This window comes from Ruegeria sp. YTSC192 (assembly GCF_059609705.1).
Genome location: NZ_JBXWMG010000004.1, coordinates 23,987 through 39,041, shown reverse-complemented (window position 1 = coordinate 39,041; position 15,055 = coordinate 23,987). Strand labels below are relative to the sequence as shown.

Annotated in this window: 12 protein-coding genes and 1 pseudogene; 7 read left to right on the top strand and 6 right to left on the bottom strand. The window is 54.0% G+C overall.

The window, feature by feature from the left end; translation table 11 throughout:
- Positions 1 to 126: 126 nt before the first annotated feature.
- A complete protein-coding gene (locus tag AC2FD8_RS07330; RefSeq protein WP_496855315.1) occupies positions 127 to 999 on the top strand; it encodes a bile acid:sodium symporter family protein in 873 nt (290 codons plus the stop codon).
- Between the two features lie 9 nt (positions 1,000 to 1,008).
- Here the strand turns inward: AC2FD8_RS07330 and AC2FD8_RS07325 are convergent.
- From AC2FD8_RS07325 to AC2FD8_RS07305, 5 genes and pseudogenes are all read right to left on the bottom strand, one after another.
- A pseudogene (locus AC2FD8_RS07325) lies at positions 1,009 to 1,845 on the bottom strand (transposase); the annotation flags it as partial.
- A 242-nt stretch (positions 1,846 to 2,087) separates the two neighbouring features.
- Positions 2,088 to 3,110, bottom strand: a complete 1,023-nt coding sequence (locus AC2FD8_RS07320) for an adenylate/guanylate cyclase domain-containing protein (RefSeq protein ID WP_496855317.1) — start codon at positions 3,108 to 3,110, stop codon at positions 2,088 to 2,090.
- Positions 3,111 to 3,113: 3 nt separating this feature from the next.
- A complete protein-coding gene (locus tag AC2FD8_RS07315; protein WP_496855319.1) occupies positions 3,114 to 3,473 on the bottom strand; it encodes a group I truncated hemoglobin in 360 nt (119 codons plus the stop codon).
- Between the two features lie 102 nt (positions 3,474 to 3,575).
- Entirely contained in the window at positions 3,576 to 4,406 is an 831-nt protein-coding gene (locus tag AC2FD8_RS07310; protein ID WP_496855320.1) for a class I SAM-dependent methyltransferase, read from the bottom strand.
- Positions 4,407 to 4,481: 75 nt separating this feature from the next.
- Complete coding sequence (locus AC2FD8_RS07305; RefSeq protein WP_496855321.1) at positions 4,482 to 5,321, bottom strand: alpha/beta fold hydrolase; 840 nt, start codon at positions 5,319 to 5,321, stop codon at positions 4,482 to 4,484.
- A 259-nt stretch (positions 5,322 to 5,580) separates the two neighbouring features.
- On the opposite strand from AC2FD8_RS07305, the gene AC2FD8_RS07300 reads away from it, so the two are divergent.
- Both AC2FD8_RS07300 and AC2FD8_RS07295 read left to right on the top strand, forming a co-directional pair.
- On the top strand, positions 5,581 to 7,812 hold the full coding sequence (locus AC2FD8_RS07300; protein ID WP_496855323.1) for a hybrid sensor histidine kinase/response regulator: 2,232 nt from the start codon (positions 5,581 to 5,583) through the stop codon (positions 7,810 to 7,812).
- Positions 7,805 to 8,515 (top strand): response regulator, encoded by a 711-nt coding sequence (locus AC2FD8_RS07295; protein ID WP_496855325.1) that lies wholly within the window; start codon positions 7,805 to 7,807, stop codon positions 8,513 to 8,515. Before AC2FD8_RS07300 ends, AC2FD8_RS07295 begins: the two co-directional genes overlap by 8 nt.
- A gap of 61 nt (positions 8,516 to 8,576) precedes the next feature.
- On the opposite strand, the gene AC2FD8_RS07290 is transcribed toward AC2FD8_RS07295, so the two are convergent.
- Complete coding sequence (locus AC2FD8_RS07290) at positions 8,577 to 9,926, bottom strand: tetratricopeptide repeat protein (protein ID WP_496874294.1); 1,350 nt, start codon at positions 9,924 to 9,926, stop codon at positions 8,577 to 8,579.
- 122 nt (positions 9,927 to 10,048) lie between these two features.
- On the opposite strand from AC2FD8_RS07290, the gene AC2FD8_RS07285 reads away from it, so the two are divergent.
- The 4 genes from AC2FD8_RS07285 (at position 10,049) to AC2FD8_RS07270 (ending at position 15,037) form a co-directional block, all read left to right on the top strand.
- Entirely contained in the window at positions 10,049 to 10,327 is a 279-nt protein-coding gene (locus AC2FD8_RS07285; RefSeq protein ID WP_496855328.1) for a hypothetical protein, read from the top strand.
- Position 10,328: 1 nt separating this feature from the next.
- The gene (locus AC2FD8_RS07280) at positions 10,329 to 11,966 is read left to right on the top strand and encodes a sulfatase-like hydrolase/transferase (protein WP_496855330.1); all 1,638 of its coding nucleotides are present in this window, start codon (positions 10,329 to 10,331) and stop codon (positions 11,964 to 11,966) included.
- A gap of 103 nt (positions 11,967 to 12,069) precedes the next feature.
- On the top strand, positions 12,070 to 13,737 hold the full coding sequence (locus AC2FD8_RS07275; protein ID WP_496855333.1) for a sulfatase-like hydrolase/transferase: 1,668 nt from the start codon (positions 12,070 to 12,072) through the stop codon (positions 13,735 to 13,737).
- A 55-nt stretch (positions 13,738 to 13,792) separates the two neighbouring features.
- The gene (locus tag AC2FD8_RS07270) at positions 13,793 to 15,037 is read left to right on the top strand and encodes a DUF3179 domain-containing (seleno)protein (protein WP_496855334.1); all 1,245 of its coding nucleotides are present in this window, start codon (positions 13,793 to 13,795) and stop codon (positions 15,035 to 15,037) included.
- The last annotated feature ends 18 nt before the right edge of the window (positions 15,038 to 15,055 follow it).

The window sequence follows — 15,055 nt, the reverse complement described above, 5'->3', positions numbered from 1 at the left end:
AAGACAGTCTCGATCAGCAGGCGTATGAGGAAAAAAGCGCCAGATTGATAAACCTCGTCATCGGATTGGCGAAACGATATCTTCGGATAGCGTGTAAGAAGCATGCAGACACCGAGGTCATAGCAAATGGGCGAAGTTTTCATATCTGTGCTGCTGCCGCTCGCAGTTGTTGCAATCATGTTCTGCCTTGGCCTCGGACTGACAGCGGCTGACTTTCAACGCATCGGAAAACGTCCACGTGCCTTTTGCGTCGGGGCTCTCAACCAGATCATTTTGCTGCCATGCATCGCTTTGATGGTGATCTTAATCTTTGGGATTTCCGCCGAGACAGCCGTTGGCATCATGATTTTGGCAGCCTGTCCGGGCGGGGCGATCAGTAACATCGTGACCAAGCTTTCGAATTGGGATGTTGCGCTGTCCGTCACGCTCACAGCAGTTTTCAGTCTGACATGCGTCGTTACTGTACCGCTCATCCTGGGGTTTTCGATGCAGATGTTCATGGGGGCAACTGCGCCCGCTATCGACATTTCGTCGACGGCTTTAGCAATGTTTTTTTTGACAGCTTCACCGATCCTAGTCGGGGTGATCGCGCGGTCATTGGCGCCGCGAATTGTAGCCACTGTCGAACCAGTCTTTAGCAAGGTCTCTATGCTACTTTTTGCGTTGATCATCGGAGGCGCGATCATTTCAAACTGGGTGGTGGTCGCGGATAACTACCTTAGGCTTGGACCTGCACTTTTTGTTGTAGGTGCGTCACTCACGTTTATTGGCATCATGAGTTCAGGGATGCTCGGATGCACAGACATCGAGGCGAAGACGATTTCAATTGAAACCGGCGTTCAAAACGGAGCTTTGGGGATCGCAATTGCCACCTTGCTGTTGCCTAACACCAATGGGTTAAGCGAATATGCCATCCCATCCGCAATTTATAGCGTGGTCTGGATCGTAACAATGTTGCCTGTCTACGCTTTCCTTGCGCGAAGAAGCCCTATCTCATGATCCTGACGCCTATTTGCCAGCTCTCGCTATGGGTTGGGCCAAGTCCCTTATTCCAAGATGAACGATACGCAGATGGTCGAGGGAGTCACCTCTTGCCAGATCGCGGATCAGGGTCTCATTGACCTCGGCCGTTTCAAAGTCGAACTCTTCCAGTTCCTTTGCCAGCGGCAGCTTGGAAATGGTCATCTGGCACTTGACCGACCGGGCTTGTTTCTCGCGCATCTCGGCGGCAAGGATATCGACCATTTGCCAGTCGCCACCAGGCTGACGTTGCAGCTTGCGCTGCACCCGGCGGATCGGGACTGGCAGGTCCCAGTCCTTGAAGGGTGCGCCATTGCGTAAGGCCCCTGGCTTGCGGACAAGGACGGGAATGTAATGCAAAGGATCAAAGATCGTTTTGTCCCGCCCGAAGGCACGCTCGTGTTGCCCGACAATCCGGCCGTCCTGTCAGCATTCCAGCCGGTCTGCATAGGCCCTGATCTCGACCGGTCGTCCAACGGCGCGGGCATCGACGGAGTAGCGGTTTTTGTCGAACCGCACGAGACAGGTCTTCGACACCGACGCCGGAACCGCGTGGAAGCCATCGAAGGGGCCGACATACGGCACAAGGCTCGCGCGCTCTTCTTCGAATACCTCCCAGATAGTCTTGTCGACGTCAGCAGTACTTACTGGCTCGGGCACTGAACCTTTGCGCGTAAAGGTCGTCGCCATGTTCTCTATCGCAGCCCGTTTCCAAGTGCCGATCTGCGTTGGAAGCACACCGTACTTCTTGGATAGCTCCGCCAGCGTCATCTCCTCCCGGATCGCTTCAAGCGCAACCTTGGCCTTAAACTCAGGTGAATGGTTCTTTCGTTTCTTCCTTCTGGATCATCACTTTCATCATGCGATCCACCTTAAACACTGGTCCGAATTTCCGCGACCACCTCTGCATTTGACGCTTGGAATGCTGCCAAACAGGCCGCTTGAAATCCGAAAACCAGGATCGCTACCCTCGTCATCCTTGCTGGCCTTCCTCTCCAGTATGGTTTCTGAATCACAACCCGGCCCGAGGCGGAAGCCCTTTTCGATTCCGACAAAACTGACCCGCTCTAATCCTTATCGGAAAGGCGCCAAATTGGTTGTTCACCAAAGCCTCGGATCATCTTCGCGCCCATATCTTTCATGTCGAACTCATCGTTGAGGATATGCGCAACGTCGTCCTGAACCGTAATCTGCATGGGTTCGGAAAACTCCTGAAGCCGGGAAGCCAGATTAACTGCCGGGCCGAAAATGTCGTAGACGTATTTTTGAATGCCAACGACAGAGCCCACGACGGAACCCGAAGCCAGCCCGATCCTGCATCGCCACTGGTGCGGGTGGCTCAGGTTTCGGCGGTTCAGATAGCGCACAAACCTGATCGCAGTATTAGCAATTGCTTTGGCGTGATCAGGGGTTGGGTCCGGCAAACCGGCAACGGTTATATAGGCATCACCGATCGTCTTGATACGTTCGCAGCCAAACTGTTCACCGATGCGATCAAACGCGCTGTAAATGTCGTTCAGTTCGGTTACAGTGACGCTTGGATCTTGCGAGGCGACCATCTCGGTGAACCCGACAAAATCGAGCATCAATACCGACACCGGATCATAAAGCTGAGGTGTCACGACGCCAAATGTTTTGTATTCTTCATAAACAGATCGCGGCATCAGGTTTAGCAGTAGTTTCTCGACCTGCTCCTTTTCCCGCTTCAACTCGCGCGTGTTGCGTTCGACCATCATCGAATATGAGTCGATCATCGACTCCAGCTCTTTGATGCGGGTGATATTCTGACAGACAAGAACAAGCACATCCTCATCTGCGACCGTAAAATCAAGCGCGATGACCAGCGTTCTGCGCTTTTTCTTGAAACTGATCTCGGATGTATATCGTCGCGTCTCAAACAGGCTTTTTTGAACCGCAATCAGATCCAGATCGGGGAAAATCTGCTGCAAGTGATCCGACTGACTTCCGTCACTGAACCATTCGTCAAAGGTGTCGTTTCGGAACCCGAATTTCAGCGTTTCACGATCCAAAAGTGCAACGCCCACACCAATCGCGCGCAATAGTTGTTCGTTGATGGCTTCAATAGTCATGGCTTACCTAACAATCAGGGGACGACGTTTGCCGAACTCCGCGACAACAGCGACAATGTCTTCTGCCGCTACGTCGTGTTTTTCCAATGCACCTTGCAACACTGTTTCAAGTTCATCGAAATGAGCGTGCGTGATGTCCAGATGAGAATGCATGCGACGCAGCTGTTCATCAGTGTACGAAGCAGGGCCACCAAGAAGCGACGCAATAAATTTGGTCTGGTGGTCGACCATCCGGCTCATGTCGACATTGTCGAAGAAGGGCCCGACCTCATCGTTGTCCAGAAGAGTGTCGTAAAATGAGATCACGATCTTGCTGATCTTCGAAAAGCCACCGTATTTCTCATAGAGTGTAGGCGAAGCCATTTTGATACCCTTTCCACTAACTGACGAGTTGAACGCACCCCGACGCAAAATGTCACGGCTCTTTGACGCTAAGCCAAAGAGCCATGAGTGCGCAAAATACAACTATCGACGCTGCGCAATAATCTCGGCATATTCCGATGAGATGCACAGCGATCTGGTTGTCGAGATGTCGAATTTCTCGATAAGTGCCATGATGTCATCGCGCAAAGCTGCTTGCCCATCTGTATCCAGAGCATCAAATGCCTTTTGCATAGGACCGTAGAACGTTCGGAAATACTCCAGAAAGTGTTCCGCTGATCTGTAACGGAACATGAAGTTCTTGCGTCTGAACGACACGATTTCACAATTGTCACCAAAGGTGTCTTCGATCCATTTTTGACTTCCCCACAAAGCCGGAGACTGTACGCCAGCGGGGGGCGGCACATGCTTGCCAATCGTCTTGAACAACAGGCCGATAAAGCTCTCGGGTGTCCAGTTCGCCATGCCGATCTTGCCGCCCTGTTTCACAACGCGCTGAAGCTCTGCTGAGGATTGCTGTTGATTTGGCGTAAACATTACTCCGAATGTAGATACGACCGCGTCAAACGACTGATCCATAAAGGGCAGGTTTTCAGCATCAGCGACCTTGTAGGTGACAAACAGATCGTCGGCCTTGGCACGCTGGCTGCTGGCCTCTAGCAGAGCCTCGACATAGTCTGTCGAGGTGACATCGCAAAAGCGCCGCGCAAAGGCCAGTGTGGCGTTTCCGTTCCCGGCTGCAACATCAAGCACTTTGGCATCCGGCGTCATGTCCATGGCCTCGGCAAGCTCTTCGCCGGTGATCTGGAGCGTCACCCCAACCTTGCTGTAATCGCCTGACCCCCAAGCGACATTTTGCTTGGCCTTGATTGCTGCAAAATCCGTTGTGGCATCGATTGAAGTTTGAATACCCATTTCTTGTTCCTCTTGGTTTTTGCTGGCCTGACACCAGCGGTTGAATTTCGGGCTGCGACATAGTTGGCAGACTGCTTAGGCAGCTTTCCGTTCCGGCCAGCTGATATTGACGACAGGCCGTTCTGCGCTGGCCACGTGCTCAAGTATTCTCGAGTTGATCCACTCGGGCTGGAAAACCGGCGCCATATGCCCAAGCTCTGGCAACAGCGCGATCCGCGCATTTGGCAGTGCCTGTGCAATCGCAACTGCTGCATGTTGTGCGACTGCCGGAGATTCCAGGCCTGTCATGACCAACGAAGGTACTTCGAGACTGGACAGATCCTTCAGGTCCCAGGTTTCCGCAAACCCGTTGGCAAAATCAGTCATGATTGAAACGATCTGCAGGGCGAAGTGGTTTTGGGCCGAAGCGGGAAGTGTGTCCCAAAACCCGTCTTCGTTCCAGAAATCAAGAAAATGGCGCATCCCGGCTTTGGCATCGCCATCTGCAGCCGCAGCCGTCACGACGCCAGAAAGCAATTGGATCTCACGGAACAGCTGTTGGCTGACCTCGTCCCCATGCTGGAGAAAGTGAAAGGTCGCAGGTTCATAGACAGTCAGGCTTTTCACAAGATCAGGACGCATCAGGGCAATCTTGATGGCGACGCCGCCCCCATTGGAATGGCCAACCAGATGTACGGTCCGCCCCATGGCCTCGATTTCCCGGATCACGGGGATTGCCGAAACAGCCGCCCCTTTTTGTGCAAAATCGCCGATCAGAGGTGCTCTGCCGTAGCCGGGCAGATCGAAGGCATGAACTTCAAAGCGACCTTCCAGATCCGCTGCCAGCTGGTTCCATTGTCCACCATTCGATGCGGAAGAATGTAACGCAAAAATAGGTGCGTTTATCGTTTCAGTAGGATTAAATGAAATAGTCATCGTACTTACCCAATTGCATTAGCGATGGGAACTAAATGACCTTCCAATGTTTCAATGTGATTTCTGAAAGCAACGCGAAATGTTTCATTTGTAGCTCTGTGAACCAGGTCACTCAACGCGCTATCCGCCCAGAATTAAGACAGGATTTCGACTGACGCTGGACCGGAATCGCGTACCCTGAAACAATTGAAACACTAGGCTTGGATTTTGAAATGGCACTGAAACAATGATATCATAGAAATTCAGGATGACGATGGGCATGGCAAACGATCTGGAAGACGTCGAGAAGGCAAGAGACCTTCTTCGTGACGCCATTGAATCGCTCAAGGAAGGGTTCGCCCTTTACGATGACGATCGCCGGCTTGTCATGTTCAATCAAAGATATGCCGATATGAACAAGGGTGTCGCGGACCTGCTGGAACCCGGCCTGGATTGGGAAATACTGATGCGCGAGACCGCGCGCCGGGGGATATATGCCGACGCCATAGGCAACGAACAGCAATGGGTGTCAGACCGGCTGGCCAATGGAATCGAGTTCATTCAAGATTATGAGCTGACCGAAACTGATGGGCGAACCTATCTGGTTTCTGTGCACCCGACGGAATTCGGCGGCTTTGTTGTCACGCGCGAAGACATCACCGCCCGAAAGCGGGCCGAGGTCGAAGAACGCGATGGCGATATTCTGATCCGAAAAGTTCTGGATGCCAGCTCGGCGATTGTTACCATGGCGCGGATTGGCGACGGTCAGATTTTATACCGCACGCCCGCCGCCCTTGAGATGTTCGGACCCGCGCGATCAGCAAGAGAGCATTACCTCAGACCCGAAGAGCGCGCGGACTTTATCACTGTGCTTTTGGCTGACGGGCAAGTGAAAGACTACAAGCTTGATCTGGTTAACGCTGAAGGGAAAACCTTTCCCGCTTCGATTTCTTCTCAGTTGATTGACTACAAAGGCGAAGAAGTCATCGTTACCAGCATCATCGACCTGACCGTTCAAAAAGAGGCTGACGCCCTTATCCGTCAGGTCATGGAGGCTTATCCGGCCGCCATCAACATGACACATGCCGAAACTGGCGAAGTGCTTTTCGCCACGCCGGAAATCAAAGCGTTGTTCGGGGACCCCAAAAGCGCAAAATCGTATTATGCAAATCCCAACGAGCGCGAACGCTATCTGAAGGATCTGCGACAGGCGGGCTCGTTAAAAGACCGGCGCATGGAATTTGTTGACGTCAATGGGAGGACGTTCTGGGCCGCAGATTCATCGCGCCTTATCGAGTTCAACGGCGAAGAAGTCATCGTTTCAAACACGCGCGACCTGACCGACGAGCTGGCAATTGAGGCCGAACTGGAAAAACAACGAGAGCTGGTCTTTCAGAATGAAAAGATGTCTGCCCTAGGAGAGCTGCTTGCCGGGGTTGCACATGAGTTGAACAACCCGCTGTCTGTTGTTGTGGGCCATGCGCTCATGCTTCGGGATGAAATTTCGGATCCCGATTTGACAGTCAGAATTGAAAAGATAGGCAACGCCGCTGAACGCTGTGCAAAGATCGTAAAGTCGTTCCTTGCCATGGCGCGTCAACAGCCCAGCAAGATAGAACATGTCGAAGTGGCTGGCATGATCGACACTGCGGCGGATGTAGCGGGTTATGGCAGTACATCAGGTGAAATTAGAATTCTGCGAAGCATACCTGCGGATTTGCCGCCAATCGCCGGGGATGCCGATCAACTGACGCAAGTCATCCTCAACCTGATAATCAACGCTGAGCAAGCGATGACGTCCGCCGGTATCGGTGACAAAATCGTGCTGTCTGCTGAAACCAGACCGGACAAAGGAATGGTGGAAATTACAGTTCGGGACAACGGTCCCGGAATTCCCAAAGCCATTCGCCCACGCATATTCGAGCCATTCTTCACCACAAAAGAAGTAGGCGACGGAACCGGGATTGGATTGGCATTCTGCCATCGGATCGTCCTGTCCCATGGTGGCCAGATCGGATTGGATAAGACTAGCGAAACCGGAACTTGTTTTCGGATCACCCTGCCTGTCGCGGTGTCTGACGCCAGCAATATTGATGAGCCTCTCGAAAACTCGTCGACAATTTTCAGACACCGGGCCCTCATCGTAGATGACGAAGTCGAAGTGGGTGAGCTGAACGCCGAAATTCTTAGAAAGGAAGGGCTCCACGTTGATTTTGTCACCTCGGGCAAAGAGGCGCTCAGCCGTCTGCAATCTGGCAAATACGATATATTTCTAAGTGATTTGAACATGCCGGGCATAGATGGCCGCAAAATATACGAAGCCCTGATGGAACATTTCCCTCATATGCTGAGCAGAACGGCATATATTACCGGCGACACAATGGGTGAAAGTTCATTGGGGTTGCTGCGAGAATCCGGCCTGCCCTACCTGGAAAAACCTGTCTCACCGGCAGAACTCAGAACACTTGTCGGAACATTGCTCGCCGACCAAAAGGACCCCTCCGATGGATAGTCAAAACACTCACATACTGGTGTGCGATGATGAAATCGACGTGCGCGAGATGCTTCAGGAATATCTGCGCAAACGTGGTTACAGGGTTTCAGCTGCGTCTGGGGGAGAAGAACTTCGGGCGATAATTTCAGCAGAGACTGTGGACGTCATGATTATGGATATCAACATGCCCAAGGAAGACGGTCTTGCTATACTGCGATCCCTTCGCCCGGAAAACACGACGCCGGTGATCATGCTCACTGCCGCGGGTGATGTTGTTGATCGTATCATCGGTTTGGAAATGGGCGCTGACGATTATCTGGGCAAACCCGTCGATCTCCGAGAGCTTGAAGCGCGGATCAAGGCGATCCTGCGTCGCGGGGCCATCACTGAATCGGCCTCCGACACGAGCGACGGTGATGGGGCACGTTTTGGGCATTACACGCTGGACAAAGACGCGGCAAAACTTCTGGCCCCGGATGGGTCCGAAGTTCAGCTGACCGCAATGGAATACAGGTTGCTAAAGGTCTTCGCGGACAACAAAGGGCGCGTCTTAAACCGAGATCAGTTATTGGAAAAGGCGCATGACCGATCCTGGGACCCTTTCGACCGCAGCATCGACATCAGAATATCCAGACTACGCCGCAAACTCGAATCCAATCCCGAAAAGCCGGAGATAATCAGAACCGTACGCGGTATCGGGTACCTGTACGATCCAAAGTAGCAGCACCAATGATCAGCCTGGGCGGTTGTGTCGCCAACAAGCACCGGTATACGAACTATTGTCAATCTGAGCCAACAGTTTGCGGCACATCCGTTTGCGCAGCGTCTACGCCTGACCAACCCGCGGCTTTCATTGCCCCTACCAGTTCTTGAACCGGCTGTGGATCCGCGAAAACCCGAGCCTTCAGTGCTTCGAGAGGAAAGCTTGGCCATGTGTCTGAAAATACTTTTGCAAGCCGTCGAGCTTCGTCTTGTTCCCCGTTTTGCCAATGGGCGGCCATAAGATAAGCGGCGGAAACCGGTCCGAACGGCCCCCCGCGGGATATCGTTTCGTCAAACGTCCGGATCGCAGCAGCAAAATCGCCTGTATGAAATTGAGCCGCACCCAACGCATTGTCAAAGACAAGGCCTCCACTGTTTCGGGCCAGTGTTCTGTATCGCTCTGATTGCGACAGAACCCGGTCGAAGTCGGATGTGTAAAGGGAGATCAAAGCATCGAATTCAGCGACATGTGGATCATCGGGGGCCAGCGCCACGGCCCTTTGGGACAGTCCGGCCGCGCTTTCGTAACTACCAGCCCCAAACTCGAACCATGCCCGCGCCGAAAGCGGCCATGGTTCATCAGGTGCCAATTCCAAAGCGTATGCGCTGTTCTTGTCGGCGGCTTGCATCAACTCATCCGAAACGGGGTTGCCCGACTGAACGATGGCGGACATGGTTTCGACCTGAGCTGCGCCAGCGTAACCTCCGTAATACAACGGGTCTCGTGCAATCGCCGTTTGAAAAATCAACAAAGCAGGCTGAAGACGTGCCAAATTCGTAACCGGAAAAATCAGGTCCTGGCCTGCCTTGCCTAAGTTCATTGCCTCGACACGCGCCGGCGACAGGTCGTAGATCGCCGTTTTGTCAGCTTCGGGCGCAACAGAATGAGAGTTGCGGCCAATCAGGACACCAACCAAAAGGGCGACAATCAACAGGGCAAGCGAGACTATGATCGCAGCAGACCCTCGCCGTCTGCGCCTTGTTTGTCTGTTTTGTCTGGAACCCGGCAAAAACTCGGGGGCGTAACTTCCGACGGGCAGCGAAATGACCAATTGGTCGGACATCCCTTTACCTTCGTAGTAAGCTTGGAGCTTTCGCCGAACGCGCCCGGCGTCCACACGTACGACGCCTTCTCGTTTCAACAGGTCATCCGCGTTGTATCCATAAACGTCCATCGCAATGGTTTTGGCGCGAATAGCGTCGGAACGACCTTCGATCGTTTCTGTCACGACGTAGGACAGAAACGAACGCATTCGGGCGGATCCTTTGAATTCATCCGAGCCCTGAATCTTATCCAGCGCATCCCGAACCTGCGCGTCCGAGAATGGTCGAGCGTCAGTCTGATCCTGATCGTCCACGCTGGCGGTCAAATACTATCCTTTCGCAATAAGGGTTTGACCCCTCGTTGCTACGGTAGCATGCGGCTTAATACGTTCAATACACATTCTTCTGGATGCATGCTTGGAAAGCGAATTCCGAAAGGGCGCAGCCAATGACGGAAGATGAGTTCTTTGAAAACCAATTTCCCAACGCGGGTCGCTTGCTGCGCGACTTGCGTGCAAAGGATCAAGAGTTTGATCGAATTTGCGGCGACTACAGACAGGTCTTCGCCGAGCTGGCGGCGCCTCAAAAGTCGCAGTCAGTTCCGCAGATGCGCTATCTGGCTGATCTCGCAGAAAGCCTTTCGGATTTGCGCAGCAGTATTGAAGGACAGCTGCGTGCTCAGGTCTCGGACGCGCAAGTGACTGGTGGTAGAGACTTGGAGGTTTGACATGAGGCTCAGAAACATCTTGCCAGCGTTGTTGATGGGTGCCATCCCGGTGCTTGCTCAGGAAACCCCCATTGTACATGATGGCGAGTTCGAATTCCTGCGCGCGCAGTTTGGCAAGGCATGGGATGCACAAGACGCTGAAATCGATGCCAGACTGGCTGAGATCCGCGCCACCAATGGCGGTAAGCCTCCCAACGTTCTCTACATCCTGATTGATGACGTGAGCTTTGGTCAGATGGGTGACCGCAAGATGAACTACGTCATGGGGATCGAGACGCCCAGTATCAATCAACTGGCCACCGAAGGCATGTCGCTGATGCGGATGTATACGGAACCCTCGTGCACGCCCACCCGCACCGCCATGCTTACAGGTCGTCACCCAATCCGCGCCGGAGTGGAAGAGGTCAAAGTGGCTTTGGTCGGCGAGGGCCTTCCGGCCAGCGAAGTGACGCTGCCGGAAATTCTGAAACAAGTTGGCTACAACACAGCGCATGTCGGAAAATGGCATCAGGGCGACATTGAACAATCTTACCCTCACAATCAGGGGTTCGATTGGGCGGCATTTCCGCTCCACCAGCAAGTACAGCTGAGCCTCATGACCCCGGAGGCCATGCGGTCCAACACTATGCTCGGCTACGTGTCCGAGGGTCAGAACAATCAGTTTTTGCTGGATGAGCGGTTCAAACCATATGGCCTGGTGACAGGTGTCGAGGCCGAAGCCGGTGGACCCGCACAAGAAGTCGACATGTCAGCCGGAGAGGTGTGGACTCAGGCCAAATACGAACAGATGAACGAGCGCTATCAACGGCAAATTCTCGAGCAGCTCGAGCGTCTGACTGCCGAAGACGAGCCGTTCTTCTTGCAATACTGGCCGCTTTACCCGTTGAACTTCGTCTACCCGGATCAAGCAATCTCGCGGAACGGCGGGTTTCACGCCGACAAACTACAATTGCTGGATGGTTGGATCGGGGATCTCTTGGCCAAGCTTGATGAAACCGGTCAGGCCGACAACACGATTGTTGTTCTGATGGCGGACAATGGTCTGATGTATCACTATGAGGGTACTTCCGGCCTGAACCAGCTGATCTATCGCGGCGGTAAAACCCAGCACCTTGAAGGCGGCGTACGAACCGATGCGTTCATTCGCTGGCCCGGCGTGATCGAGGCCAACAGCGCCGCAGGAGACATCTTTCATGTGTCCGATATCTTCACCACGATGGCGCGAATTGCCGGAGCCACCAAGTTTATTCCGCGGGACCGTATCATTGATGGCATTGACCAGACCGCCTTGCTGTTGAACGGAGAAGGGAATGGTCGGCGTGACTATGTCTATGTTTATGAAGGGCCAGTCTTGCGCTCGATCGTCAAACAAGAGTTCAAGATGCATCTGCCTGCACCCGGTCAGCCCGGGGCGGCTGCGCCGACCTACAACATCTACCGTGACCCGCGCGAGGAACATCCTTTGGTCGGTTATTCGCTTTGGGCAGGCGCATCCTTCCAGGACATGATCAAGCGCCACCAGAAGATGATCGCCCAATATCCGCATTCCGAGATTGGCAAAGGCACCCCCTATGAGGGCATCGAAAACCTGCGACCGGAAACCGAACAGACCCGTGAGGTGTTCATGAGTTGGCAGTAAAGTTGCATACTTTCGCAATCATACGAATATAAAAATGTTATCAAGTGTAAACGAGTCAAAATTGAAACAGCGAAGCTCGGCTTCAAATTCTGGGGGAGACGGAATGAGACTTAGATGGCTTCTGACTTTGTGTGCGGGTGTAACCGCCGCGCCTTTGTGGGCACAGCAAGACCCGATTCAACACGATGCCGAATACTACATTCTGCAGGCCCAACGCGCGGAACAATGGGCGCAGGATGACGCCGATGTCGATGAGGCGCTGGCCGCTTTTCGTGACCGCAACAACGGACGGCCCCCAAACATAATCAGCGTGCTGATCGATGATATGGGCTTTGGCGACATGGGCATACCAGAGCTTAACGCGGTCCGTGGGTACGACACTCCGAATATCAACGACTTTTCGGACGAGGCGCTGCGCATGGTCCGGATGTATACCGAGCCGTCCTGCACCCCAACGCGCGTGGCACAAATGACCGGCCGCTTGCCCGTGCGAATGGGAATGGGTGACACGGCCGTCGATATCGCCGGCTTTGGACTGCCGGGCACCGAAGTGACGCTGGCCGAGGTCCTGAAACAGGCCGGTTACGCAACCAGCCACATCGGCAAGTGGCATATGGGCGACATCGCGGAAAGCTGGGCCATGAATCAGGGTTTCGACTACGCACAGCACGCCATTCACCAGCAGGGTCAACTGACCATCTTCAACGATGATGCGATCAAGGAACAGGTTTCGGTTGCGATCCGGGATTATGACGACAAATACACATTGGACGGCTGGTTCCGACCGGATGCTTCGGCGATGATGACCGTAATCGAAGGTGAGACCGGTGGCCCGATCCGCGAAATCCGTATGGACTCCGGCGAACGCTGGAACGCCGCCAAATACGATGAAATGAACCAGGCCTTTCAGGACAAAACGCTGAATGAGCTGGAACGTCTTGCGGTTATAGACGCTCCGTTCTTTCTACAATACTGGCCCATGATCCCGCTGGACAATACCCGCGCCGGTCGGGATGGGCCCGCAAGTGCGAACGGTGGCCTCTATGTCGACAAGATGCAACTTTTGGACCAGTGGCTCGGCGACATCTTTGAACGGCTGGACGAACTTGGTCTGAGCGAAAACACAATCGTCGTCGTCATGGGTGACAATGGCCATTTCACCAAATACGCGCCGCAGTCAGGATTTACCCCGATGATATTTGCCGGCGGCAAGGGTGACACGACCGAAGGCGGAGTGCGTGTCGACGCCTTCATCCGCTGGCCCGGTATGATCGAGGCAGACGGTTTGTTGAACAGCATTGTTCACGTCTCCGATCTTTACACGACCCTGTCTCGGTTCGCGGGCGCAGACGCGTTCATCCCAAGAGACCGCGTGGTCGATGGCGTCGATCAAACCGCTGCCTTGCTGTTTGCGGACGAGTCAAAGGCCCGCCGCGATCACGTCATCATATACTCGGTCACAAAACCTGAGGCGATCGTGAAAGATCAGCTGAAACTGAAACTGCCGGGACCAGGCGAGAATGCGATTGTCGCCAAATTCTTCGACCTTTACCGCGACACGCGCGAAGAATACTCGGTGTCTACCGAAGTCGGTGCCTGGGGCGGTCAGGAATTTGTGCGCATTCTGGGCCGTCACATGGCACGCAAAGACAAATACCCTGACACGCCGCCCGCCTATGGTATGCCTTATGAAGGGATCGAAAACATCCGTCCCGAAACCCAGCGCGCTGTAGAGGCCTTCATGATCAAACGGGGCTCACCACAGCAATAGCCAACGCGCTTAGCAGTGGCCCGCACAGCAGGATACCGTACTTGAGGATCACAATATGGTTGGCAATGTAGTTTTCGCACTGGGATTGATCGTTTCGCTCGGCATCGGGTTTGTTTATTTCCGCGATCTGGGCGACGTCTCACAAATGCTGCTGAAGGTTAAGCGCCAGAATATGGTGCGCTTTATCCGCCATGAATATCGCCTGATTGGCATCGGCCTGGGCGGGTTTGCTTTGGCAACCCTTGCGCATTTCCTTTTGGGCGGCGGTCCGTTCTGGCTTTGGCTCGTCTCGGCTGTGCTTACCCTTTTCCTTTACGGGTTTCCCTATGTTTGGGTGCATTTGGGTCTGCGGAACCAGCTCAATGACGCGCAGTATTTCCCGATCGAGGAAGCCCGGAAGTATGTCGGACCAACCGCGCCGGTCATCGTCATTGAACACAACGGTCATGCCCGCGCGCACCCAGATGCGCAGATCATGCGCCCTCATCTGGCCGGGGATGTAGATGGCTTGGGCGGCGAAGACGTGGTCATGACTTATTGTGCGATGGCAAATCTGGGTCAGGGATACTCTCCGCGAATAGAAGGGCGGCGGCTGAACCTCGAAGTCCTGGCCCAGCACGGGAACAACCTGATCCTGCGCGACAACGACACGGGCGAGCCGATCCAGCACATCTATGGGTTCCGCGAGGCTGACCGTGACCCGAACCCTGATGGTCCTGCCTGCCCGATCAGGCCCGAAGCGCAAATGCAGCCCTGGCCCACCTTTCGAATGACGTTCCGCGGGTTTCAGAAGGCCTATCCCGAGGGCGAGGTGTTTCTGAACAAACCATCCCCGAACCCCCTGTTGCGTCTGCTGGACATGATGACCGAGATCACCTTTGGTTGGGGTATCGGGCGCCAACATCAAGAAGACGCGCCTGTGATGGACAACATGGATCGCTCAGACCACCGGTTACCCAACAAAACCTACGTTTGGGGAATAACCATTGGTACAGATGCGGCGTGCTGGACCGATGATTTCATCGTTGAGAACGATTGGATCGTGAATACCAACGTCGGAGGGCGGGATATCGTGGTCAGCCTGGATCCGAAGTATGAAAGCCTGGGCGTCTGGTACAACGATTTTGGTCAACCTGTAGCCCAGTGCGACTTCTGGGGTCAGTCCGATCTGGGTCAACTGACGCGCGTCGAAACCCTGCGTGCCGGTGTGTTCTGGCACGTCTGGTCCGAGTTCTTTCCGAACACAGATATAAATCGTGTCGGCATCAGTTCGATGGCAGTCGAAGGAGCTGCGGAATGAAGAGCACGGGAAATCATG

Bases quoted from the DNA above. Each gene is read 5' to 3' on its own strand.
- AC2FD8_RS07305 (WP_496855321.1), bottom strand. From the start codon at position 5,321: ATGACTATTTCATTTAATCCTACTGAAACGATAAACGCACCTATTTTT.
- AC2FD8_RS07280 (WP_496855330.1), top strand. From the start codon at position 10,329: ATGAGGCTCAGAAACATCTTGCCAGCGTTGTTGATGGGTGCCATCCCG.
- AC2FD8_RS07330 (WP_496855315.1), top strand. From the start codon at position 127: ATGGGCGAAGTTTTCATATCTGTGCTGCTGCCGCTCGCAGTTGTTGCA.
- AC2FD8_RS07285 (WP_496855328.1), top strand. From the start codon at position 10,049: ATGACGGAAGATGAGTTCTTTGAAAACCAATTTCCCAACGCGGGTCGC.
- AC2FD8_RS07320 (WP_496855317.1), bottom strand. From the start codon at position 3,110: ATGACTATTGAAGCCATCAACGAACAACTATTGCGCGCGATTGGTGTG.
- AC2FD8_RS07270 (WP_496855334.1), top strand. From the start codon at position 13,793: ATGGTTGGCAATGTAGTTTTCGCACTGGGATTGATCGTTTCGCTCGGC.
- AC2FD8_RS07310 (WP_496855320.1), bottom strand. From the start codon at position 4,406: ATGGGTATTCAAACTTCAATCGATGCCACAACGGATTTTGCAGCAATC.
- AC2FD8_RS07275 (WP_496855333.1), top strand. From the start codon at position 12,070: ATGAGACTTAGATGGCTTCTGACTTTGTGTGCGGGTGTAACCGCCGCG.
- AC2FD8_RS07295 (WP_496855325.1), top strand. From the start codon at position 7,805: ATGGATAGTCAAAACACTCACATACTGGTGTGCGATGATGAAATCGAC.
- AC2FD8_RS07300 (WP_496855323.1), top strand. From the start codon at position 5,581: ATGGCAAACGATCTGGAAGACGTCGAGAAGGCAAGAGACCTTCTTCGT.
- AC2FD8_RS07315 (WP_496855319.1), bottom strand. From the start codon at position 3,473: ATGGCTTCGCCTACACTCTATGAGAAATACGGTGGCTTTTCGAAGATC.